17 protein-coding genes are annotated in these 22,598 nt (G+C 63.2%); 8 read left to right on the top strand and 9 right to left on the bottom strand.

The annotated features are described in order from the left end of the window. Nucleotides 1-5: 5 nt before the first annotated feature. Complete coding sequence (locus tag OPIT5_09695; GenBank protein ID AHF94263.1) at nt 6-4,133, bottom strand: hypothetical protein; 4,128 nt, start codon at nt 4,131-4,133, stop codon at nt 6-8. A gap of 294 nt (nt 4,134-4,427) precedes the next feature. Between OPIT5_09695 and OPIT5_09700 the strand changes: the two genes are divergently transcribed. Continuing rightward, nucleotides 4,428-5,630, top strand: a complete 1,203-nt coding sequence (locus OPIT5_09700; GenBank protein ID AHF90428.1) for a GntR family transcriptional regulator — start codon at nt 4,428-4,430, stop codon at nt 5,628-5,630. 303 nt (nt 5,631-5,933) lie between these two features. On the opposite strand, the gene OPIT5_09705 is transcribed toward OPIT5_09700, so the two are convergent. The 5 genes from OPIT5_09705 to OPIT5_09725 all read right to left on the bottom strand — a co-directional run bounded on the left by OPIT5_09705 (nt 5,934) and on the right by OPIT5_09725 (nt 11,404). Then, on the bottom strand, nt 5,934-6,806 hold the full coding sequence (locus OPIT5_09705) for an AraC family transcriptional regulator (protein AHF90429.1): 873 nt from the start codon (nt 6,804-6,806) through the stop codon (nt 5,934-5,936). A gap of 133 nt (nt 6,807-6,939) precedes the next feature. Continuing rightward, the gene (locus tag OPIT5_09710; GenBank protein AHF90430.1) at nt 6,940-8,394 is read right to left on the bottom strand and encodes a hypothetical protein; all 1,455 of its coding nucleotides are present in this window, start codon (nt 8,392-8,394) and stop codon (nt 6,940-6,942) included. Further along, nucleotides 8,391-9,398 carry a dehydrogenase gene (locus tag OPIT5_09715; protein AHF90431.1) on the bottom strand — a complete coding sequence of 336 codons (1,008 nt, stop codon included), beginning with the start codon at nt 9,396-9,398 and terminating at the stop codon, nt 8,391-8,393. The genes OPIT5_09710 and OPIT5_09715 overlap by 4 nt, the downstream gene beginning before the upstream one ends. 19 nt (nt 9,399-9,417) lie before the next feature. After that, entirely contained in the window at nt 9,418-10,200 is a 783-nt protein-coding gene (locus tag OPIT5_09720; protein AHF90432.1) for a sugar phosphate isomerase, read from the bottom strand. Between the two features lie 175 nt (nt 10,201-10,375). Then, nucleotides 10,376-11,404, bottom strand: a complete 1,029-nt coding sequence (locus tag OPIT5_09725; protein ID AHF90433.1) for a LacI family transcriptional regulator — start codon at nt 11,402-11,404, stop codon at nt 10,376-10,378. A gap of 147 nt (nt 11,405-11,551) precedes the next feature. Between OPIT5_09725 and OPIT5_09730 the strand changes: the two genes are divergently transcribed. The 7 genes from OPIT5_09730 to OPIT5_09760 all read left to right on the top strand — a co-directional run bounded on the left by OPIT5_09730 (nt 11,552) and on the right by OPIT5_09760 (nt 19,660). Beyond that, the gene (locus OPIT5_09730; protein ID AHF94264.1) at nt 11,552-12,367 is read left to right on the top strand and encodes a hypothetical protein; all 816 of its coding nucleotides are present in this window, start codon (nt 11,552-11,554) and stop codon (nt 12,365-12,367) included. Beyond that, nucleotides 12,364-14,088, top strand: a complete 1,725-nt coding sequence (locus OPIT5_09735; GenBank protein ID AHF90434.1) for an alpha-1,2-mannosidase — start codon at nt 12,364-12,366, stop codon at nt 14,086-14,088. Before OPIT5_09730 ends, OPIT5_09735 begins: the two co-directional genes overlap by 4 nt. Nucleotides 14,089-14,119: 31 nt before the next feature. Then, a complete protein-coding gene (locus OPIT5_09740; protein ID AHF90435.1) occupies nt 14,120-15,874 on the top strand; it encodes a hypothetical protein in 1,755 nt (584 codons plus the stop codon). Nucleotides 15,875-15,911: 37 nt separating this feature from the next. Beyond that, nucleotides 15,912-16,601 carry an N-terminal cleavage protein gene (locus OPIT5_09745; GenBank protein ID AHF90436.1) on the top strand — a complete coding sequence of 230 codons (690 nt, stop codon included), beginning with the start codon at nt 15,912-15,914 and terminating at the stop codon, nt 16,599-16,601. A 25-nt stretch (nt 16,602-16,626) separates the two neighbouring features. Continuing rightward, a complete protein-coding gene (locus OPIT5_09750; GenBank protein ID AHF90437.1) occupies nt 16,627-16,881 on the top strand; it encodes a hypothetical protein in 255 nt (84 codons plus the stop codon). A 321-nt stretch (nt 16,882-17,202) separates the two neighbouring features. Beyond that, complete coding sequence (locus OPIT5_09755) at nt 17,203-18,165, top strand: ornithine carbamoyltransferase (protein ID AHF90438.1); 963 nt, start codon at nt 17,203-17,205, stop codon at nt 18,163-18,165. A gap of 244 nt (nt 18,166-18,409) precedes the next feature. Continuing rightward, nucleotides 18,410-19,660 carry a tryptophan synthase subunit alpha gene (locus OPIT5_09760; protein AHF90439.1) on the top strand — a complete coding sequence of 417 codons (1,251 nt, stop codon included), beginning with the start codon at nt 18,410-18,412 and terminating at the stop codon, nt 19,658-19,660. 193 nt (nt 19,661-19,853) lie between these two features. On the opposite strand, the gene OPIT5_09765 is transcribed toward OPIT5_09760, so the two are convergent. The 3 genes from OPIT5_09765 to OPIT5_09775 all read right to left on the bottom strand — a co-directional run bounded on the left by OPIT5_09765 (nt 19,854) and on the right by OPIT5_09775 (nt 22,525). Then, nucleotides 19,854-20,639 (bottom strand): hydrolase GDSL, encoded by a 786-nt coding sequence (locus OPIT5_09765; protein AHF90440.1) that lies wholly within the window; start codon nt 20,637-20,639, stop codon nt 19,854-19,856. Nucleotides 20,640-20,805: 166 nt separating this feature from the next. Continuing rightward, entirely contained in the window at nt 20,806-22,047 is a 1,242-nt protein-coding gene (locus tag OPIT5_09770) for a cysteine desulfurase (GenBank protein AHF90441.1), read from the bottom strand. A 40-nt stretch (nt 22,048-22,087) separates the two neighbouring features. After that, the gene (locus OPIT5_09775) at nt 22,088-22,525 is read right to left on the bottom strand and encodes a nitrogen fixation protein NifU (GenBank protein AHF90442.1); all 438 of its coding nucleotides are present in this window, start codon (nt 22,523-22,525) and stop codon (nt 22,088-22,090) included. Nucleotides 22,526-22,598 lie beyond the last annotated feature (73 nt).

The raw sequence follows: 22,598 nt of genomic DNA on the forward strand, positions 1-22,598 counted from the left end.
GAGGTTTATTCGTGATCGGGTCGGGTAATTGTCTTTTCGTGAATATCCAGGGTGAGCGCCCGGATGGAGAGCCGTCCGGCGCCGCCCCAGGCAAAGAGTTCAAGCGTGTTGGCCGAGCGGGGCCGCACCCACGGCGTGAGATCGAGCGTCCAGCGTTTGCCGATGTTGTGATGGAAGCGGCGGACGAGGCGGCCGTTGACAATGATGCCAGCCAGGGGGCCATCGGCATCGACGCGCAGTGAGACGCCTTTCCCGGCCAGGTCTTCGGGCAGCTGAACGGTGCGGCGGAGGGTGAAGGCGGTGACCGTCCCCGGCAGAGTGACGGGCGAGGCGGGATGCAGAGCGTCTTGCGTCGGAATCCATTCACCGGACAGGTCGATGGTGCCGGCGGGATTCGGCGCATAGGCGAGCCAGGGAGCGCCGGCGGCTCCGGCCACATCGCCCCTCCCGCGGATTTCTACCGCCAGGGTGTGCTCGCTACCGGGAAGCATAACGCCGGGAGACAAAAATCCTTCGAGGCCATTCGGACTCCAGTCGCGGATGAGTTTTCCGTCCAGCCAGACACGGGCCTGATCCCGGAAGGTGTGGCCGGACCAGATCGACATGATCCAGAGGGAAATCTCGCCGTCGTTCCACGCTGCCGGAATAGTGAAGGTTTTCCGGAACACGGCATGCTTCACGCCGGAATGGCCGAGCGGAGTCCAAATGCCAAAACGCATGCGCTCCCAATCCTTGTCGTCGATTCCGATTCCGGAAAAGGCAGCGCCATCCTCCCCGGCCTGAAGCGGCCTGAAAGCCCAGTCGCGGCCGAGGTTCCTGGAAATCGCCTCGTCGGGCGCAGGCAACGTGGCTTCCTTCGGCGCGGGAGTAGTGCCGCGCCACCAGGAGCGTTGCAGGGCGAACCATGAGGAGGCGGCATTCGTGATGGCGTGGCGCGGGGTGAGGAAGCCGCGGGTTTCGAGCGGGCGCAGGACCATCCGGATACGGTTTCCCGAAACAGGAAGGTTTCGTCCAGCCTTGACGTCAAACGCCGTGCCGACCGTCGGATTGCCGGGCAGCACGAGCTGGATGTCGAAAGATTCGGCGGGATTCCGGTTCCAAAGCATCCACACGTTATGGAGTCCATTGTTGGATACAAAATGACGGACGATGATAGAGTCCTGCGCGGGTTCAAGCCGGTAGGGCAGGCGGGGGACACCGCGCCACTCGAGCAGCCGGGTCAGGAGACGGGTAAGAGCATCGTTCTGGCTTTGCGTGGTATTCCGGAACGGCCGGTGGGTGCTGGCAGCAGGCTCTATCCGGTCCGGGATGCCGTCGGAAGAAAATTTGCAGCCAACTTGCACGACAAGACCTTGGCCAAGCGAGCGCATGCCGATGGCGGTGGAGCCGTCGGGCCAAAGCATGAGCGGTTTGGCGTCGGGGACGACAGGCTGGAGCGTCAAGCCATTGGCAGGCATGGCGCTCCAGTCGTCGACAAACACATCCTGCCCGGGAGCGGGCGTAAGGGAGCGGAAGGTTTTTTCGTCCGTCCCTGGTTTCCGGGAATCAATGCCAGTCACCCGAAAGCCGGTAAGCCGGGCGATGGGCCAGGCATTGGCCTGCGTGGAGGTGTGGCGTCCGGTCTGGCCAAAGGTGACGAAGGTGCCGCCAGCGCGAACATAGCGTTCGATGGCGGACACGAGCGGCTCGTCCATGATCGCGGTGCTGGTGTCGATGATAACGGAGTAGCGGTCTGCATCGGCCTCTTCGTTGGCGGAAGCAAAGAAGGAGGACTCGGTGAGGGCATCGCTTTCGAATACGCCCTGAAGGTTGGCGCGGATGTTCCAGCTCCAGTATCCGGAACCGATATTGATATCGGGCGCCTTGTTGGAGACCGGGTTGCCCGCTCCCCACGGCCAGGAGGTCAGGCCCGCGGAGCGGTCGGAATACAGGGCGGCGACACGGGCGGCGGGGCCGTGATATTTTCCGAGGAGCTTGAGGACCGGAAGGTCTTCTTCAAACTGGGCTTTGATTTCGGGATTCCAAAGCACAGAACCAATATGGATGAAATAGTCGATACCCTGCAGCCCTTCGGTTGAGTAGCGGCCAACAAGTTGCCGGAAGCCGGTGCGGTCGCGCGCGGGCTCGCCAGGTTCGAGGCTGAAAGGGAGACGCGCGCCACGCATGACGGCTGGCAACATGTCCCCCCAAACGGTTCCCATCCATCCCGTGTTGTGAAAATTCCCTCCATAGCCGAGAGCCAGTTTCTTGATGCCATCCAGAGCGGAATCGGGAGCCATGAGCACGATCTGGCGTTCCTTGTCCACGGCGCGAATCATCTCCATGCCGCGCCGCAGGGTGTCGATGCGGGTTTGTATCATCCAGTCATGGAAATCCGCCCAGCGGGCGTTCCAGGCCATGTCGGACGACGGATAGGTTTGGGGTGGAATGGATGAAAGATACACCTTGTATCCAAGAAATCCCTTCGGAAGCCGGAGCGTGATCTGGTTGCGCCCCGCCTTGAGTTTCCCGGTCACTTCCAATGCCCCCCAATGATTGAATTGGGGCACCGAGCTCGCATAGCCGGCGCGCCCTGTGAGCTCTCCGTTAAGGGCGACGGCAAGGTGGTCGCGATGGGCCAGGTTCAGATCCCAAATGTAAAGCCAGACGCGGCGGTTGGCGGGTGCGGACAACCAGTCCTCCGAAACGTCTATGTCGCGTCGGTAAACCGCGGGACGTTTGGGCAGGAGCATGACGATGTCATCCCCAGGGGCCCGGACCTGCGGCCAGGCGGAGTCGTCGAAGTTTTCCGCGAACCACTCGTCGGGCGCCCCCTTGGTGGGCACAAGCGAGGATCCCATGGTAATCTGGCTCCAGCCGGGGGCTTCGGTGTTCTGTCCTGCAACGGAGGGTTCGTAGCCGATCCGCCATGTGCCGGCCAGATCGATGGCGCGGTTGCCATCGGTTTCCCAGCCAAGGAAAGATGCCACCTCGGGAACGCGAACATCCTGCCATGAGGCGAAAGCGGAACGCCATTTTTCGTTAAGGATTTCGAGCGTGGTGTATTTTTTTAAAAGATACCTTCGGAAGGTGGCGTCGGCAAACGGTCCATACTCCAGGAAGAAATCGTGCTGACCGTGTTTAACCTCGCCGCTTGGCTCAAGATAGCTGACGACATTGGGGAGGCGCGAGGTCTGGCGCACGGTTTCCTGAAGCAGGCCATACTCCCAGTCGCGAGCGGTGGTGGCGCTCCACGAGAGCGCGCCTTGCGCGCCGTTGGTGGGATCTCCCACCTTGCGGTAGTTGCCGGAAAAATCGGGCATCTTCATCATGGTCTGCTCGCGAAACCGGTCCATGCTCATCTGGGCGGAGGAGCCGTAGCCGGTTCCGCCCGTGATGTTGATCCCGACCGGGAGTTGTCTTTCGGCGGCGGCGTAGAGGCCCCAATCCCAGAACGGGTGCTGGTCGATGCCCTGGGCGGCATCGTTGGTGTTGGGGCGCGCCCAGAAAACAAAGCCGAGGCGTCCCTTCCCGGCTGCGTAACGAAACTCATCCATGAACTTGTAGTCGGCAGCCGCAGTGTTTTCCGGGAGCTCCCAAGCGCGGTAGTAAAAGCGAAAGCCGAACTTGTCCCAGCGATCCAGATACATCGGCACTTCGACCTCGGGTTCGGAGAATGCGGTGCGCGGGTCGATGGTAGTGCCATTTTCGAGCAGCGTCTTGAGCTGTCCGGCGTCGGAAGCGGCGAGGATGCTGACGCATGCGCCGGTGCGAAAGGCGGCGATGGCGCCCTGGTCACCGATGAGGGCGGCGCACGTGCTTGCGTCGTTACCGAGACGGATGTCGGTCACACCGGGCAAGAGGCGCAGGTCGGAGAGATATTTGGCGTGAAGCAGCGCGGCCTTGGACTCGTCCTCGCAGGAGATTTCCAGAACGCTGCCCGAAAACGGAGCGATGGCGGACCAGGCCGTGCCCGAGACTGTGCCGTAACCACGCAGGGCGACAGGAGGATACTCCGCGTCCTTGCTCAGGACAGAAGGCAGGACCAGCGTTGGCGCGGCGCCTGACCTGGCGGTCTTCAGGAGCGATTCTCCGTGAGCCGCGATTCCGGCCAAAACACAAATGAGGGAGATGCTGACAAGGCGTGGTTTCATGGATTTGCAGGGGGATTCCGTGAGACCGAAGTGGAAACTGGATACATCGTGACAGGGTAAATGAGCCGGCTGGAAAACAGGTGATGAAGGGGGAGGAGCTTTTCCCAAAGGGTTTTGAAGTATCACAGAATGCAAATGTGGAAATTTTAATGAGTCAATTGTTTTTCTTGATTCAATTGACTTTTTGAAGTCTTGTTTTATATATGAATTTTATAAAATCTTACTAAAGTATAGAAGGTTAAGAAGTTAAAATCTGATTTATTCATCCTGTTTCAGTGAATTCACTCCATCTTTATGCCTGACTCTCCCGCAACCGTTTTCACCGCAGCATCGCTCCCCGTCACCTCCGCCATCGCCGCCGATGCCGCAGCCCGCAAAGCCATCCGGGGGCAGGTCGTGGTGGAGCGCGTGGAGTCTCCCACCTTCCAGATTTCTGCGCGTGTGCGGCAGATGATCCGCGACGCGCAGTTGCTGCCGGGCATGAAGCTTCCCACCAACCGCGCGCTGGCGATCGAGTTGGGAGTCGATCCCTCCGCCGTGCAGCGGGCGCTGGCGCAACTCGTGAAGGAGGGGCTCCTGATTCGCACGCGGCGGGTGGGAACGTTTGTTGCCGAACCGCCGAAAAGCCTCAAGCGCCTCGCCTACTACTACCGCGCCAATCCCGACCCGGCTCTGCCCGGATTTGCCCGGACTTTCCTTGCGGAAGTCACCCTCGTCGGCCACGCACGCGGCTTCGCCGTCGATGTGTTTCTGGATACGCGCAAGCCGGATGTCTCCTCTGTCGCCCCCCTTCCCGAGTTGCAACGCCAGGCGCGCGCCCGGCAGATTCAGGGTGTCGTCACCAGCACGGTTTCGGCCGAGGAAACGAAGTGGTTCCTTGGACTGCCTGTTCCCTACGCGATGATCGGAAAGAGCAAATTGCCGCACACGTTTAACTGGGATCGCGGGCAATTCGTGGAACTCGCCGTGAAACAACTTGCCGCACGCGGCTGCCGCAAAATCGGGGTGATCTGCTCTCGGGTCATGCATGAAGATCCCGAGGGTGACGACTATCAACTGGGCATGTATCGCGCCGCACACAGGACGCTCGCAGACCTGGGCCTGGCCGAAAATCCGAACTGGCTGGCCGGCATCCCGCGGGCGAAGGACACCGGTAGCATTAACGGGGACCTGGAGCACGCTGCGTTGGGTTTTGAACTTTTTAACCGCATCTGGAACCAGCCCGAAAAACCGGACGGCCTTTTCATCTATCCTGACTCCCTGGCAACCGGCGCACTCATCGCCGCCGGCAGGCACGGCTGCCGCGTCGGCGAGGACCTGCACCTCGTCGTGCATCGCAATGCCGAGATGCCCTTCTTCTGTCCCGACCCGGTGGACTGGCTCGTGGTCCGCGCCTCCGATGCTGCCGCTGCGCTCGTCGGGCACATCCGCGATCAACTCGCCGGTCGCACAACCCTGAACCGCACGCTGCGAGCTCATATCGAGCCGCACGCCTGACGCGCGCCGCAGTCTCTCACTTTCCTCCTTTCCACGTGACGATTCCCTTCACACACGCATCCGCGTGAATACGGAAACGCTTCGCCTGCCCTCCGGTATCCGCCCGCCCGCTTCGCCCGCCGAAATTCGCCATCAGCAGGTCGCGCGCTTCACGGGTGAGTATTGTTAAACAACTACAATCCGGATGACACGTGGCGTGCCACGTCCACCACGCCTGCCATACCCGCCAAGGCCACGCCCGGTATGACTTCACGGGAGGCAGCGCCGTGCCCGTAACCTTTTCCCGGATCTCTGCCCGCCCTCCTACAAGAGGAAGTGTTTTTCCCGATATACGCTCGGGCTTGTGCCTTCGCTCCGTTGGAACCAGCGGGAAAAGGCATGGATGGAGGGGAACCCGAGTTGATCCGCGATTTCGGTGATGTTATGCGCCCTGTGCGCGAGAAACTCCCGCGCACAGGCCAGCCGCCGCGCCGTGATGTAGGCATGGGGTGCGCAACCGAACAATTGCCTGAAATGCCGTGTGAAATTACGGGCCGACATGTGCGCTGCGGACGCCAGTTCCTGCAATGACGGCGGGGTCGACAAGTGTTCGTCAATGAGGTGTAGCGCGCTCTGCATCCCGGTCCCTGTTTCCACCGCCGATTCGCTCCGGAAACCGTGTCCCGCGGCACCCGGCGCGCCCGGCCAGTGGCAAAGCGCGTCTGCCAGCGTGGCGCATACGAGCGACCGCCGCGAACTCTCCACCGTTCCGATCCGGTTCAGTTGGCGCAGCGTTTTTACCAGATGATGATCGGCGAAGGTCAGTTTGAGAAACGACTGAAAAACGCGCGCCCGCACAGCCTCCCATTGTGGCGACACACGAATCTTGATGCTGAAAATCTCGGCATAAGGCGCGGCGGGCGTCAGCTCGATGGCGTGTTCCTGCCCGGGATAAAACGCCGCCGCCGTCACACCCTGGACCGGGATTTTTTCCCCGTCGATCACGACCACGCCGGTCATCCCGATATTCAAATCCAGTTGCAGCACGCCGGAATGGGCATGGGAGGGCACCAGGATTGCATCCTTCAGGCGATGCCAGTGCGCCTGGACCAGAAGTTGAGGATCCTGAAAGATGCATGCGCCCAGGGACAAAAGGGCGCGTTCGCGCGTTTCCTCAAAACCCTTCCGGTCTCTCAACAGACTCGTTTGGCAGGACATGTGTGCGGGGGATTACTCACAACGGATGAACCATCAAATGGCCCATAAACGCAAGAATCCCCTGCGGCACAGGATGAAGGAGCGGCAACGAAGAAAACCGCAATGGCTCCAATTATGAAAGCGACCTGTTCGTCCACGTTTGCAGCGGAGCAAACAACCCTGCGTCCAGGTCGAACGCCGTCCCGAGTCCCTGCCGGTGCACCGAGGCGCAGGAGATTTCGCCGTTCACGATGCGCACGGCGGGGCATCCGTCATCAAGTTCCTGATACAAGTCGGCGTGGTTTTTCAGCAAAGGAGTCCGGAGCGACTGGGGAAAATTTGACAGACCGCGAAAATAATGGTGCCCGTTGCGCTCCAGATCGGTGAGCCCCAGATTTTGCGCGACACACAAGTCCTGCAACAACGCTACCGGACCGATGTTCGTCAGGTCTTCGCCACTGAAGATAAACGCGGCGCCGGCCGCCCTGGCGCGATGAGCCAGCAGGCCGAGATTGGCCACGCTTTTGAAAACGCCTTTGCAGTTTTTGTGTGTCGTCCCCTCGTAACCGCAAGCGAGCGCCTGCGGCAGCGTGTCGATGGTGGCGTCCGATTCGTCGATGATCATCCGGGGAATGCGCGAACAACCGTCAAACGCCGCCCGGACGTCCGTCCGGAGGGCGACGTCCCGATGCAGAGGTTGCTCCACGAACAAAAGATGATCGAACCACCGCTCCAGTTCTTTCGTCCGCGACAGTTGATCCCAGAAATCGCGAAACGCTTCCATGCTCCGGCAGGATTCGTTGCCATCGAGCGTGCATTGATACCCGGCCGGGGCGTCGCGCTCCAGCAGGGCGGCGATGCTCGTGAGGCGTTCGATGTTTTTGCCGGTATCATCGCCGATCTTGATTTTGAAACGTGAGATTCCGTAACGAAGGATGCAGGCATGCAGGGAAACCGGCAGGCCGTCCGCCGGCCACTCGCCATGCCTCAAATCGTCGTCGGTCAACGCATCGCTCAGGCCGACGGTGTGTCGCACGATCACGCGACTGGCGGGTTCGCGCGGCAGGATGCCCGCCGGCGCACAGCCCGCCAGTTCCGGGTAAATCCGCCCCAGATCAATGCCCGCGCTATTCTCGCGCAGCACGACGGAAAACGGTTTTCCTTCCAACCGGCAAAAGGCGTCCAGCAAAGCCCGTTCGATGAGGGACGCGCCAAATGAGGCGAGCAAGGGAGGCCAGCCTCGCGCCTTTGCGCGTCGTTGTTGCTCGTGATAGATTTCCCACCATAACGCGAACAACGTGGTTTCGCCCGACGCTTCCTCCGCGATCCGGCACGCCTCTGCGACCACGTCCCGCATCTCGCGAATGTCGTCTTGATAGGTGGTGGCGGGATTTTTGGTGAACCACTTGGGCAGCAAATGATCGGCGGACACGCCCGCCGCCTGCCGCCCGTCCCGTTCCAGTGTCACACGAAGGATGAGGTGCGGCATGCGGCGCATGTCCGCGATGCCGAATCGAAACGGCATGCGCGTCTCCACGGGATGGATGCAGACGAGCGTTTCCCGGATTTTTATTTTCGGAAGGTTCATGAAGACGGGTGGCGTCCGCTCTCGGCGGCGTGGGATTGTGAAAGGATTTCGACGGCGGCGGTCATGGTTTTCAGCGCATCGCCAAAGTGCGACGAAGGCAGCCTGCCCGCGCGCATCGCATCGAGGAACTCCCGGCTCTTGGCGTGGAAGCCGCCGTAAACATGAATCTGGTCCGAGCCGCTGACCTCGCGGGTGTCGAACTCCACGCCGGTCGTGTCGCCATCGGCGTGGAGGCGTCCCTTGCCCTCATGCTGGAGTTCGGCGCAGATGCCGGGCGCGTGGATTTCGATGTCGAAAATACGCCGCCCGCTGGTCCAGCTGTTGACCAGCAATCCGGTGGCGCCGGTGTCAAATTCGATCAATGCCGAGATGAAATTGATGTCAGGCGTGCCGACGCGCCTGGTGACACTCTGGATGCGGATGATCTCGCCGCCGCAAAGCCAGCGCAGGGTGTCGATCGAGTGCACGCCGTCATCCATCATGTGATCCACGGCGCCGGAAAACGGATCGGAGGCGCATTTGTAAAATCGGCACACCGCGTGCACGATCGGACCACGCTTGCGGCATTCATCGTAGAGCTTCACCGCGATGGGCGCGATCCGCCGCTGGAAACCGACCTGTGTGATGCAGCCGTGTTTTCCCGCCAGATGTGCCAGGTTTTGGGCTTGGTGGAGAGTGAGTCCCAGTGGTTTTTCGATGAACAGGTTGAGGCCGCGTTTGAGGCAGTCGGTCCAGATGTCATACATGTGATGTGGCGGGCCGACCACATAGACGGCATCGGGCGTTATCTCTTCCAGCATGTCCCGGTAGTTGGTGTGGCGCCGGGCCACGCCGAACTGGTCGCCGACGAGTTTCAGGCGTTCAGGATTCATGTCGCACATTGCGGCAATCTCGACATCGGGCATCGACACGAGCGACGGATAATGCATGGCCGTCGCCAGTTGCCCGGCGCCAATCATGGCAATGCGAAGTGGTTTTCCGGATGCAAAAGTTTTCGGTTTCATGATTGCTGTTTCGGAGAGATCAGCGGGGCTTTTGGTTTGAAGTGGCTTCGGCATATTTCTCGGCAAAAACCTCCCGGGCGAAACGGATGTCCTCGGCGATCAACCGGTCTACCGCGCTTTCGTCACTGTATTCGGCAGTCAGGCAAACCGGCCCCTGATAACCGCGGATCGCCAGTTCACGGGCCACGCGTGGCCATGAAGCCGCGCCTTGCCGGCCCGAGGTCCAGTAAATCTTCCATGCCGCCACCTCGGCCTCGGGCGGAGATATGCGTTTCCGGTAGGCGTTTTTCAGGTTCACCATCCGCAGGCGCGACCAGACAATGTCCAGGCCGAGGTCCGGATCTTCGCCATTGAGGGCGTTGTGAGCGGCATCCCACACGGCGGCGAAATGCTCCGGGGAAAAATCCTCAATCAAGCGCAGGAGCCCCATCGAATGTGAAACCCAGCGGTCGCAGTGATTCTGCACGCCGATCGTCACGCCATGTTTGGCCAAAAGCGGAGCAAGCATCGAAAACTCCCGCTTCGCATCTGCTTCCGCATCCAGATAATTTTTACCTGCCGGGACAGGCACACAGATGCGAATCAGGGGCACACTCGCCGCCGCTGCGGCCTGGAAAACTGGCTCCGTTGGCTCGGCTGCGAGGCTGTGAATTTTGAGCCCTTCTCCGGAAAAAATGCGGACGGCCTCCGGCAGCGTCGCCAGCACATTGTCAGGTCGCACCGGAAACCCGGGCCGGACCGGAAGTTCGATGCCGTCAAAACCGAGTCGTTTGATTTTTCCGGCAAGCTGGGCGAGGGGCATTGCGCCCCAAGGTTTCACGAAGACTGAAAATTCGGGAAGATTCATGGCGCTCCAAGAATATCCGAATACCCCCGCAGGGTCTTTGCCATTACGCGCCAAAAATTCTCCAAACCGGGACAACTCGTCCTGGACTGCCTGCGACGGGAGGTTCCGTCCCGTTTTGCCCGCCGCCTGCCTAGGCGGTCGGTCCGTCCATCCACACGCCGTCGATGAGCGTGACCCTGGGCACGGCGGGCAGGCCGATTTCGTTGCGTGAGAGTTGCCCGGCGAGGAACTCGATCCCGGTCGAAAAAATCTCGCCCCACGACTGCCGGATGCCGGCCAGGGGGCGCGCCGAGCCGTTGAGAACATCGAGGCAGGCATAGCGCACCTGCGCCGGCACCGCGATGTTTCGGCGCGCCAGCCAGCCGAGCAGCACATCACGGCTCATGCTGATGATGGCATCCGGGCGGGCATGGTCGAACCACCGGTAAAATTCGTCCCGGTCCATCTCGAAATCCGTCAACAACGGCGGCAGCGCCTCGCCGCCGTGCACCCTCGACGCCCCGAGAAACCCCGACAGCCAGTAATGCCGCGCCCGGTCGTCGTCATCGCGTCGCAGCACCAGGCCGATCCGCCGGCAACCGCGTTCGCGCAGCTTCTGGTAACAGGTGACGATGCCGTTGAAATGCGCGTTGACCACCCGGTGCGGGTCGGCCTGCGAAAATGAATACCCCAGCGCCACGACCGCGAACCGTTCCCAGTCGATCTTCAACGGCAGCATGTGCGTGGGCAGCGGGGCTAGCAGCAGCGCGCGGTAACCCCGGTTTTCCAGCACGCGCGCCACCTGCGCCGAATTTTCACCGCGCGGCCCCATGTAAAAGATCTCCGTGCGCAGCCCCAGTTGCGTCGCGCGCTTGCCCGCCTGGGCCAGTCCCGCGGTCACGCTCGGCAGGGCCAGCCACTCGTCGGCCGGCAGCGCGGTGAGGAATGCCACCACTTCGCCCTCGCTCCGCAACCGCCCGCGCCGCACCTGCGAAAGCAGCGCGCTCACCAGGAGGTTGCTCCGGTATCCCAGCTTGCGCGCCATCGCCTGCACGCGCCTGCGGGTGCGCGGCGGGATGCTCGCGTGGTTGCGCAACGCCAGCGACACCGTCGTGTGACTCACGCCGAGGCGGGCAGCGAGGTCACGGATCGTGGGCGATGATTCGGGATTGGTGGCCATGGAGTATCAGCAGGTTACGGAAATTCAACTTTACGTGGAAAGTGACGGCGACGTTGCCGCGTTTGTCAACCGGGAGCAACGTCTGCCGCGTTCTCCGATCCCCGTTTTTCCGAAGCCTTCGCCAACACCGCAACCCGTCTCCGTATCATGAAAACTACCCGTCCGCTCCTGCGCTTCCCGCGCGTTCTTCCGGCACTCGCCGCCACCGCGGTTTTGCTCGCTGCGAGTCTCCTCGTCACCCTCCCCGCCCATGCCGCCACCAGTGTCACGGTGACCACCGTAACGTCACAGCCCGATGACAACATCATCGCATCCTACATGCCGCCGGGAAGGCCCGACATCGTCAATGGCCTGGATTGGCGCGCCAATACGGATGCGACGAGTGAAGTCTGGCGCGACATCGGCCAGTCGTTCACTGCCACGCAAAACGCCACTTTCGACGCCATTTCCTTCTTTGTTTCATCGGGCCTTAATACTCCGGCCAACTACACCAACGCCGCCATCACACTCACCATTTACAGCTTCGCCGCCGATTTTTCGTCCGGCTCCGCGACAACGCTTGCCACCCTTCAGGGCCTGACTCCGGCCTCTGTCGCCAAAAATGACTATCTGACCTTCGATGTGCGCGACGCAGGTCTGCAACTGCAGGCCGGCGTTGTTTACGGCGTGCTGCTTCACTTTGACGCGATGGACGTCAATCGCCACATTACGCTCTCGGTTCAGAACGCCACCGGACAGGAGATCGCCTACTCCGGAGGCAGGCTTCTCAAGGTTCTCAACGACAAGGATACCGGCGCTCCCGGCACGCTGACCGCCAGCGGTTCGGCCCTCGAATTTTACGTCCAGGGCACGCCCCTTGAGACTCCCGGCATCCCCGAACCCGCCACCGTCGCCGCCCTGTTCGGCCTTGCCGTGCTCGCGCTCGGCCTCTGGCGTCATCGCGCTCGTTCTCCCCGCTCATGATCCGCCTGCTCGTCGCCGTCCTTCTCGTGTTCGCGTCCGCAACTGCCCCCGTCCTCGCCCGCCCGACCGGGCCAGCCGCGCCCGACCTCCAGGCGCTGGTCGACGACGCGGCGGCGCGCGGCGCCAGCCAACTCGTCCTCCCGGCCGGCGAGCACCGGCTGGCCTCCGCGCTTCAGTTGCGCAATCTCTCCAACCTCGTCATCGACGGCGACGGCACCCGCCTCGTCTTCACCAGCCTGAAGGACGGCGGTATCGCCATATCCGATACCCAAAACCTCACCCTGCGCGGCATTATCGTCGATTTCGATCCGCTACCTTTCACGCAGGGCGTCATCGACAACATCGACACTGCCGCCGGCACGCTCACCTGGACCGTGCATGACGGTTATCCCGATCTCACGCCCGTTTACCTCAGCCACCGCGCCCACGTCTTCGACGCCTCCACCCGCGAATGGAAACGCGGCGCGCCCGATCTCTACGCCTCCTCCGCCCGCGCCCTCACCCCGCGCCGCGGACAACTTTCGTTTTCACCCGACCGGCGCTGGCAGCTCGAAACCCTCGCCGCCGGCGATTACCTCGTGCAGGATGTCCGCCGCGGACGCGGCATCCGCATCGACCGCAGCCGCGACATCACACTCGACCACGTCACGATCCACAGCGCGCCCGGCCTCGCCCTGACGCTCCGTTTCATGGACGGTCAAAACCGCTTCAGCCGCATCACCATCGCGCCCGGTCCTCTCCCGGCCGGAGCCACGGTTCCCCGCCTCCTCTCCACCTCCGCTGACGGTTTCAACTACGCCTACGCCCGCACCGGCCCCGTCCTCGAAAACTGCGATTTTTCCCGCATGGGCGACGATTCCGTCAACCTCCACGGCATCGCCTTTGTCGTCGCCGAAGCCGACCCGGCCGCCCGCACCGTGAACCTCATCCGCCCCTATGGCCCCGAGGGCTTTCCGTCCGTCGTTCGCCCGGGCGACGAGGTCCATGCGCTGGCCCAAGGCAGCTTCGACTTCACCGGCGTCGCCCGCGTCGTCAGTTTCGGGATCGATCCTGCGCCCGACGCGCATTTCCGCGATCTCGCCGAACGCATGTTCCCGCACGTCGGCTCCATCGCCAGGTTTACGATCTACCGCCTCGAGCTCGACGCACCGCTCTCTCTTGCCACCGGTGATTTTGTCGAGATCCCCGCCATCGCCGCGCCCGGCTACACGATCCGCCAGAATCGCTTCAGCCAGCACCGGGGCCGCGCCCTGCGCCTCATGAGTTCCCGCGGGCTTGTCGAGGACAACGTCATCGACGGCATCAAGCAGGCTCCGATCACCCTCGGCCCCGAGTTCGTCGGCTTTCGCGAAGCCGGCTGGGTGAGCGACGTCACCGTCCGCCGCAACACCATAAAAAACTCCGCCTTCGATCCCGTCCTCCTTCGCGGCGCCGCCTGGACGCCCGGCGCCATCTCCGTGATCTGGCGCGGCGAAACCCCCGACGCTCCCCGTCCTGTCGCCGCCCGCCACCGCGACATCCGTATCGAACAAAACATCATCGAGAACGTCGGCGGTCCCGCCATCCACATCAACCAGGCGGAAAACGTCCTGATAAAAAACAACCGCATCACCCGTGCCAACCAGGTGCCCGCCGCCGGCGCCAATAATCCGTGGGGCCTCACCATCGCCGGCCCCGTCGAGGTGGACCATTCCGAAAACGTCACCATCGAAACCGACTGATCTTCCCGCCCGGCCTCATTCCCTCTCTGCCATGCATCCCCGCCCCCTTCGTTCCGTTCCCCTGCTCGTCCTGGTCGCCCTCGCCGTTCTGTCTGCGGCCGGTCCGCTTCGTGCCGCCGTCACCGCCCGCATCGCCGAAGACGCTCCGGCTGCCTCCGTGCCCGTTGCCGCCTGGGCCGAGCCTCTCGCGTCCGGAGGCTGGCGGCTTTATTCGCGCGACGACCAGGGACGCCGCGAACTGACCCAGCACTGGACGCCGCCGGCCGCCGGGCAAACGATCACCGGACTCGCGCTCCGGATCCAGGCCGGCTCCTCTGCCCCGCTTGACGATTCGCGACTTCGTATCTCGATCACAACTACGCCGGCCTCCTCCTCCGGCGCGCCGGCCGGCCTCGCTCCCGGTCCGCTCCCCGACGTGCTCTTTTCGGACGACGCTGTCCTCCCGCCCAACACCGGCTTGCAGGTCTATCGCAAGGGGCGCTGGCTTGTCCTCGGGTTTGCCGAGCCGCTCGCGCTTCCGGCCGGCCGCCCCGTCGCTCTCCATCTCGCCTTTGCCGCTCCGAAACCCGGTCCGCAGGACATCATCTTTTCCATTGCGCCGCTCACGACCCGGGATACCGTCACGGCCAGCGGATTTGCGCAGGAGGGAGGCGAATGGAAATGGTGGCGCGACAAGGGCGTTTCCGGCGCGCTCGTCCTGCGCCTGCTCACCGACGCTCCCGCAACCTCCGCAGCCGCGGCACCCGCCGCAGATGCCTCCGCCCCGCTTCCTGCCGAAACCACGGCCTCCACCGGGCGCTGGCTCCGCATCGATCCGCGCGACCCCGCCGCCTTCCCTACGCTCGCCGCGGCCGCCGCCACGGCGCGTCCCGGCGACACGCTCTGGATCGCTCCCGGCAGCGGGCCGTATCGGGAAGAGCTCTACATTGCAAAATCCGGAACCCCCGACGCCCCCGTCACGGTCGAAGGCAACGGCAACGAAATCACCGGCTTCGATCCGGTCATCTTCTCACCGCAGCGTAGTGCGACGGTCACGACCGATTATCCCTTCGTTCTCCGCCACCGCGGCGTTCGCCTTCCCGAGGAGGCCTCGACCGGACGCTTCGTGGCACCGTCCGCCTCCTCCGCCATCACATGGGACCCCGCCACAAAAACGCTCACGCTCGGCCCGGAGGCCGACCCCGAGGGCTGGGAAATCTCGACGCGTTATTTTGTCGTCCGCATTCAGGGAGTCTCGCACCACCGTTACCGCAACCTCGTCGCCAGCGGCGCGCGCAACGACGGCTTCAACCTGCACGGACGCGGCTCCGGCCTGCTCTTCGAAAACATCACCGGCTGCCACAATCTCGACGAAGGGTTTTCCGCGCACGACGACATTTTGTCCGAAATCCGCGAAGGCCGCTTTTTCGGCAACGACAACGGCATGTATAACATCCAGCGTTCGCACACCCGTGTCCGCGACCTCCTGATCTGGAATAATCTCGGCATCGGCCTGTGCCAGCGCGAAGCCACGCTCGAAGGTGAAAACATCCGCATCTGGGGCAACGGCATGGTGCAGCTCGCCACCGAAAAATCGGGTGTCATCCGCGCCCGCAACCTCGTCGTCCACCGCAATCCGTACGCCGCCCGTCCCTGGCGCACTTACATGGAGTCCGCCAAATCGACCGCCGCCCCCGCCACGCTCGGCGGCGAAATCGGGCGGCAGCCCGACGCGCTTCCCGGCCCGGGTCTTGTGGAAAACCCCGACCCTGCGCCGTGGCAGACCGCGCCGGCTGCCACCCCCTGACCAGCCCCGCCAGTTTGTTTACCGAACCACCCGCCCCATGAAGACGAACACCCGTCCCTCCCCGGCAGCCGTCACCCGGCGCTCCGGTTTCACGCTCATCGAACTGCTCACGGTCGTTGCCATCATCGGCATCCTTGCGGCCATCATCATCCCGACGGTCGGTTCGGTCCGCCGCTCCGCCCGCGCGATCCAGTGCAAGTCCAACATGCGCCAGCTCGGCATGGCCATCCTCCAGTATGCCGACGAAAACCGCGGCCTCTCGCCGATTTCCAAAAACCCCAACCCCGATTATCCAAAGGAGACCTCCGAGACCATCAGTTGGTGGCAGCTCATGCAGAAACGCCTGACCCTGCGTTTCCCGACCGCCGGCGTCGACAACCTGTTTCTCTGCCCCGACGCGAAGACAACGTTCACGGTCGCGCCGCGTCGCACCTATGCCCTCAATCTGGCCGGAGCCGACGACACCGATCCGGTTACCTTTTCCCGGCTCTCCGCGCCGTCGCAGTCGATTCTTCTCGTCGAGGCCAAACAGAACGGCACGGAAGGCGACAGCGTCAGCGTCGTCGGCGTCGGCTCGATCACGCGCGGCGAGTTCGACTGGCGTCACAAGGGCGAGACCATGAACGTGGCCTTTGCCGATGGCAGCGTTCGCACGCTCAGAAGCAGTACGCTGGCGGACGGCACGCCCTCCTCTTTCGAAACCCTGCTCCGCAACATCCGGAAGTAACCGGAGGCGGAGCGTTTTCAGATAAATGAAAGGATGCCGGAAACTGAAAGACTCCGTGCTTCTGATCGGTTACGATTCCGCCGGGCGCTGTTGCTACCTCGATCTGAAGGCGGTTTCGGCGTTCAAAAGCCACGCCTCGCTTACGATCGGGCACCGGAGATTCGGAAGGATGAAAATCCGGAGACTGGCGGGCTTCATTTTCGATTCGGCGGGCAGGCTGGTTTCCGAATTTGAAGACAGGCTGGAGGGCGAACCGGTTCACGTTCCGGCCAACGGCTGACAGAGTGACGGGCAGGAGCAGAAGTGGCATGGGCATCTTGCCCATGAGCGTTGCCTCTCCGCGTGGCACGGGCTTCCAGCCCGTGAACATTGCTTCTCCGCGGAAGGGACACAGGCAGCAGGGATGCCCGTGCCTCCCCGGAATCATGGGCTGGAAGCCCATGCCACCTTGCGGCGCTCTGCGCCGTCCACGGCCAGGATGGCCGTGCCACCGGACACGCCTGCTCTGACACAACTGTTGAGCCGCACCCGATCGTGCACCCCCGTCCATTTTACTCTCGTCGGTGGCTTGCGAAAGCCTTACGCATGACTGCTTCCTTTTATGAAGCACTTCCTCAAAGAGACGGATTTCTCGCCACGCGAGGTGGCTGAAGTCTTCGCGCTGGCCCGGGACCTCAAGCAGAAGCGCGGCACCCCCGCCACTCCGGATATCCTCCGGTACCAGACGTGGGCGCTCATCTTCTCCAAATCCTCCACCCGCACGCGCGTCTCCTTCGAGGTCGGTATCCACGAGCTGGGCGGCAATCCGCTCTTTCTCAACAAGAACGACATCCAGCTCGGCCGCGGCGAATCCGTCGAGGACACCGCCCGCGTGCTCTCCCGCTTCGTCCACGGCCTGATCGTGCGCACCTTCGATCACTCCGAAGTCGAGCGCCTCGCCGCCGCCGGCTCCATCCCGGTCATCAACGCCCTCACGGATTTCCTGCACCCCTGCCAGATCTACACCGATGCCTTTACGCTGGCCGAACGCTGGGCCGCGCCCGGCGGCGATCTCTTCGCCTCGCTCAAGGGCCGCAAGATCGCCTTCCTCGGCGACACCGCCTGCAACATGGCCAACTCCTGGATTCTCGGCGCCAACCTCTTCGGCATGGAAATCGCGCTCGCCGGCCCGAAAGGCTTCGAACCTTCCGCCGAATTCAACGCCCTGCTCGCGAAGGAGGATTTCGGCGACGGCCGCGGCCCCGGCAGCGGACGGTATCATTTCACGCACGATCCTTACGAAGCCGTGAAGGGCGCCGACGTCGTTTACACGGACGTGTGGGTGAGCATGGGCAAGGAAGACGAGGCGAAGGAACGCATCGCGCAGATGAGCCCGTACAGCGTGGACGCCAGACTTTTCGCCGCCGCCAAACCCGATGCCTGGTTCATGCACTGCCTGCCCGCCTACGTCGGCAAGGAAGTGACGCAGGAGGTCCTGGACAACCCGCGTTCGATCATCTTCGACCAAGCCGAAAACCGCCTGCACACGCAAAAAGCCATCATGGCCACGCTCGCCCGCGGGTGAAGGAGCGGCGGCATGGCAAGCTGTCGGCCTTCGGCCTCGGTACCTGCCGCTGCGACGAGGCGCACCGCGCCTCGCCTCTCCCCCTCGGTCTGCGCTGCGGATCTCTCCGATCCGGCGACGCTTCGCGTCGTCAGCAGCGGCAGGAATGCCGCCGCTCCTTCACCCGATCCCTGATTTCCGGTTTTTCTTTCGTGTCTTTTCGTGTGTTTCGTGGGCAGTCTTTCCGACCTGATCCTCACACACCATGAGCACTCCTGTCCCTCCCTCCTCCGATCGTTCCTCGCTCCCCACGCACCGCGCGCAGCCCGATGCCAAAGGGTTTTTCGGCAAATTCGGCGGCTCGTTCATCCCGCCGCAGCTCCAGCAGCAGATGGACGAGATCAACCACGCCTACCACCGCATCTGCCGCAGCCACGATTTCATCCGCGAACTGCGCTCGATCCGCAAACACTTCCAGGGCCGCCCCACGCCCGTCTATTATTGCAAGAACCTCAGCGACGCGCTCGACGGCGCGCGCATTTACCTGAAGCGCGAGGACCTCAACCACACCGGCGCGCACAAGCTCAACCACTGCATGGGCGAGGCGCTGCTGGCGAAGTTCATGGGCAAGAAAAAGCTCATCGCCGAGACCGGCGCCGGCCAGCACGGCGTGGCCCTCGCCACGGCCGGCGCGTACTTCGGCATCCCGGTCGAAATCCACATGGGCGAGGTCGACATCGCGAAGGAGCATCCCAATGTAGTCCGCATGCGGATACTCGGCGCAAAGGTCGTCCCCGTGTCGCGCGGCGCGAAGACGCTGAAGGAGGCCGTCGATTCCGCGTTCGAGGCGTACCTCGCCGATCCGGTCAACAGCATCTACTGCATCGGCTCCGTCGTCGGGCCGCATCCGTTCCCGCTCATGGTGCGCGAATTCCAGCGCATTGTCGGCATCGAGTCGCGCGAGCAGTTTCTGGAAATGACCGGCGAACTGCCCGACAACGTCGTGGCCTGCGTCGGCGGCGGTTCCAACGCGATGGGCATTTTCTCGGGCTTCCTCGACGATCCGGTGCGCCTTCACGGCGTGGAGCCGCTCGGTCGCGGCGCGAAGCTCGGCGACCACGCCGCCAGCCTCAACTACGGCGAGGAAGGCACGATGCACGGGTTCAACTCGATCATGCTCAAGGACGCGAAGGGCGAGCCCGGCCCCGTGTACTCGGTGGCGAGCGGCCTGGATTATCCGTCCGTCGGGCCGGAACATGCGCACCTGTTCACGACCGGTCGCACGATCGCCGGCACGGCGAGCGACGACGAGGCGATCGAGGCGTTTTTCCGCCTGTCGCGTCGCGAGGGTATCATCCCCGCGCTCGAGAGCGCGCACGCCGTGGCCTACGCGCTGCGGCTCGCGAAGGAGCGCCCCGACGAGTCGATCCTCGTCAACCTCAGCGGACGCGGCGACAAGGACATCGATTTTGTCATGGAAAAATTCGGCGACTGGGCCGACCGCACGGATTATTGAAAAAAAGGAGCGGCGGCATTCCTGCCGCTGCATTTGCCGGACGGATATCCGGACTGCGGAGAACGTCAGGCCAACGCGGTGCCGCCACAGCCATGATCTCTGTACTGCTTACGGGGGGCGAGGCGCGTTGCGCCTCGTCGCAGCGGCAGGTACCGAGGCCGAAGGCCGACAGCTTGCCATGCCGCCGCTCCTGTCAGTTCCGTCCCGCGGCGTCGCTGCCGCCGCCATCCGGTCCGGCGACGAGCGGCCCGAGGTCGGCGCCGACGCCAAATCTTTCGTCCGGCATCTTGCCGGTGAGCACGCGGTAAATGTTGCCCGCGATCCGGGCGTAGCCGCGATGGTTCGGATACAGGTTGCGCGAGATATCGCCGGGAAACGGCCTGGTAACGGCGTAATTGTCGATGAGACCGACGTTCTCTTCCTCCGCCACGGTTTGCAGACGGGCGCGCAATACCCGGAGCCGCTCCTCGCTCACTTCCTTGTCATTGGGCCCGGGGACATAGGGCGGCAGGCAGATAAAAATGCGGGGGCGAGTCGGCAAATTCCTGAACGAGGCGATCAGCTCACGGGAGTCTTTTTCGAAGGCCGCCCGTTGCTGCCAGTTTTGCGGCCGGCTGTCGTTGCTCCCGAGCATGATGATCACGATGTCGGGTTTGGCCTGGAGCGCGTAGTGGTACTGGAATGACCGCCACCAGGAGCGCTCGCCCTTGCGGAGCAACGTGGTGCCGGTGCTTCCGTAGGTCATCACATGCCAGCCGTGCCCGAGCATGCGCTCCAGTTGTTCCGGATACGTCTGCCCGTGGACGGTGCCGATCCCGGACGTGAGGCCGTCACCCGCGCATACCACACGGACAGGCTTGCGATACCGGTCGGTGTCGACAGGGCGGTTGTCGATCGCCGCCTGCACGAGACATATCTGAAAAAAGACAAAAACAGACAGTAACCGGATGACAGGCGAAAAGCTGGACGAAATTCGCATATCAATGTCATTAAGGCCCTCTTTTCATGAGCCAAGAAAATCAGGTATTCACCTGGATTTAAATGGTGCTGAAAATGAGGGTATTAAGACGAGCTTATCGCATTCCGGCTGCCCCTGGTACGGTATGTGGACAAGATCCACGCCCCGGGTTCCGGTCCAGGGCGGATCAGGCGTTGCCGAAAAACCGGATGATCCGGTGCAGCGAAGCGACCAGCAGGCTCACTTCCTCTTCGGTATTGTAGAGATAGAAGCTGGCGCGGGCGCTGCTCGGCAGGCCGAGTTTTTTCATGAGCGGCTGGTTGCAGTGGTGCCCGCCGCGCAGGGCGATGCCGTCCTGGTCGGCGAAGGTCACGACATCATGCGCGTGCGCATCCTTGAGGGCAAAGCTCACGAGGCCGCCGCGCGGCTGGCCGGAGCGGGGACCGAGGAGGCGGATGCCGGGGATTTCGGCGAGGGCGGCGGCGGCGCGCTGGCCGAGCGCGTGATCATGCGCGCTGATCGCCGGGCGGCCGATGGCGTCGAGATAATCGAAGGCGGCGTGGAGCGCGATGGCATCGGCGACATTGGGCGTGCCGGCCTCGAACCGCTCGGGCGAAGGTTTCCACTTCGCGCCGTCGAAATCGACCGATACCACCATGCCGCCGCCGGTCTGCCAGGGCGGCATCGTGTCGAGGAGTTCGCGTCTGCCGTAGAGCACGCCGATGCCGGTGGGGCCGGCCATCTTGTGTCCGCTGAAGGCGAGAAAATCGCAGCCGAGCGCTTGCACATCGATGGGTTCGTGGCCGACGGACTGGGCGGCATCGATCACGGTGATCGCGCCGACGGCCCGTGCTTTTGCGCAAAGGTCGGCGATCGGATTGAGTGTGCCGAGGGTGTTGGAGAGGTGGGTGAAGGCGAAGAGCTTGACCTGCGGCGTAAGCAGGCGGTCGAGGGCGTCGAGGTCGAGTCCGTGTTCGGCGTCGTCGCCGGCGACGGGCACGTAGCGGAGGGTGGCGCCGGTGCGCTGCGCGACGATCTGCCAGGGCACGAGGTTGGAGTGATGCTCCATCTCGGTGGTGAGGACCACGTCGCCGGGCTTCAGGTTGGCGATGGCCCAGGTCTGCGCGACGAGGTTGAGGCCGGCCGTGGCGCCGGAGGTGAAGACAATCTCGGCCGGCTCGGCGGCGTTGATGAACTTCGCGGCGCGGGCGCGGGCGGCCTCGTAGCCGTCGGTGGCGCGCATGGAGAGGGCGTGCAGGCCGCGGTGGACGTTGGAGTTGTCGCGTTCGTAGTAGCGGGCGAGAGCGTCGATCACGGCGCGCGGCTTGTGCGTGGTGGCGGCGTTGTCGAGATAGACGAGCGGCTTGCCGCCGACGTGCTGGTCGAGCGCGGGAAAGTCGATGCGAAGATTGGGCGAGAGGGCGGACATGATTGGAAAAGCGGACAGAACGCGGGAGCTGGTTGCGACATTACACGGCGGACGACGGCCGGCCGTTGCGGAGCGCCTCGAGCGCGGCGTGCCAGGAAAGCGTGGCGCACTTGATGCGGGCCGGGTAGGCGTGGACGCCGGCGAAGGCGGCGAGTTCGTCAAACTCCTCCGGCTGCTCGCCAGTCGTGACGATGTGGCGAAACTGCTCGTAATCGGCGGCGGCCTCGGCGGCGGTCTTGCCCTTGAGCCGGGTCGTCATGAGCGAGGCGCTGGCCTGCGAAATGGCGCAGCCGGAACCCTCGAAACCGATGTCCGCAATACGATCGCCATCCAGTTGCAGATAAACCGTACAACTGTCACCGCAAGTCGGGTTGTCGCCGGTGGCGACGCGATTGGCAGCAGGCGGCTTGCCGCGATTGCGGGGGCGCTTGTTGTGGTCGAGAATGACCGTCTGGTAAAGATCGGTGAGATCGGACATGACGCGTGAACCGTCATCACTAACGCCGTTCGGGCGGCGATTGCAAATCCCGGGAACAGCACAGTACGGCATC

Source organism: Opitutaceae bacterium TAV5 (assembly GCA_000242935.3).
In the GTDB taxonomy this organism is placed as follows: Bacteria; Verrucomicrobiota; Verrucomicrobiia; order Opitutales; family Opitutaceae; genus Geminisphaera.

Excerpts from the sequence above, each read along its gene's own strand:
- OPIT5_09775 (AHF90442.1), bottom strand. The coding sequence starts at position 22,525 with ATGTCCGATCTCACCGATCTTTACCAGACGGTCATTCTCGACCACAAC.
- OPIT5_09770 (AHF90441.1), bottom strand. The coding sequence starts at position 22,047 with ATGTCCGCCCTCTCGCCCAATCTTCGCATCGACTTTCCCGCGCTCGAC.
- OPIT5_09695 (AHF94263.1), bottom strand. The coding sequence starts at position 4,133 with ATGAAACCACGCCTTGTCAGCATCTCCCTCATTTGTGTTTTGGCCGGA.
- OPIT5_09750 (AHF90437.1), top strand. The coding sequence starts at position 16,627 with ATGAAAGGATGCCGGAAACTGAAAGACTCCGTGCTTCTGATCGGTTAC.
- OPIT5_09730 (AHF94264.1), top strand. The coding sequence starts at position 11,552 with ATGAAAACTACCCGTCCGCTCCTGCGCTTCCCGCGCGTTCTTCCGGCA.
- OPIT5_09715 (AHF90431.1), bottom strand. The coding sequence starts at position 9,398 with ATGAAACCGAAAACTTTTGCATCCGGAAAACCACTTCGCATTGCCATG.
- OPIT5_09735 (AHF90434.1), top strand. The coding sequence starts at position 12,364 with ATGATCCGCCTGCTCGTCGCCGTCCTTCTCGTGTTCGCGTCCGCAACT.
- OPIT5_09740 (AHF90435.1), top strand. The coding sequence starts at position 14,120 with ATGCATCCCCGCCCCCTTCGTTCCGTTCCCCTGCTCGTCCTGGTCGCC.
- OPIT5_09725 (AHF90433.1), bottom strand. The coding sequence starts at position 11,404 with ATGGCCACCAATCCCGAATCATCGCCCACGATCCGTGACCTCGCTGCC.
- OPIT5_09755 (AHF90438.1), top strand. The coding sequence starts at position 17,203 with ATGAAGCACTTCCTCAAAGAGACGGATTTCTCGCCACGCGAGGTGGCT.
- OPIT5_09765 (AHF90440.1), bottom strand. The coding sequence starts at position 20,639 with ATGCGAATTTCGTCCAGCTTTTCGCCTGTCATCCGGTTACTGTCTGTT.
- OPIT5_09710 (AHF90430.1), bottom strand. The coding sequence starts at position 8,394 with ATGAACCTTCCGAAAATAAAAATCCGGGAAACGCTCGTCTGCATCCAT.
- OPIT5_09745 (AHF90436.1), top strand. The coding sequence starts at position 15,912 with ATGAAGACGAACACCCGTCCCTCCCCGGCAGCCGTCACCCGGCGCTCC.
- OPIT5_09700 (AHF90428.1), top strand. The coding sequence starts at position 4,428 with ATGCCTGACTCTCCCGCAACCGTTTTCACCGCAGCATCGCTCCCCGTC.
- OPIT5_09720 (AHF90432.1), bottom strand. The coding sequence starts at position 10,200 with ATGCCCCTCGCCCAGCTTGCCGGAAAAATCAAACGACTCGGTTTTGAC.
- OPIT5_09760 (AHF90439.1), top strand. The coding sequence starts at position 18,410 with ATGAGCACTCCTGTCCCTCCCTCCTCCGATCGTTCCTCGCTCCCCACG.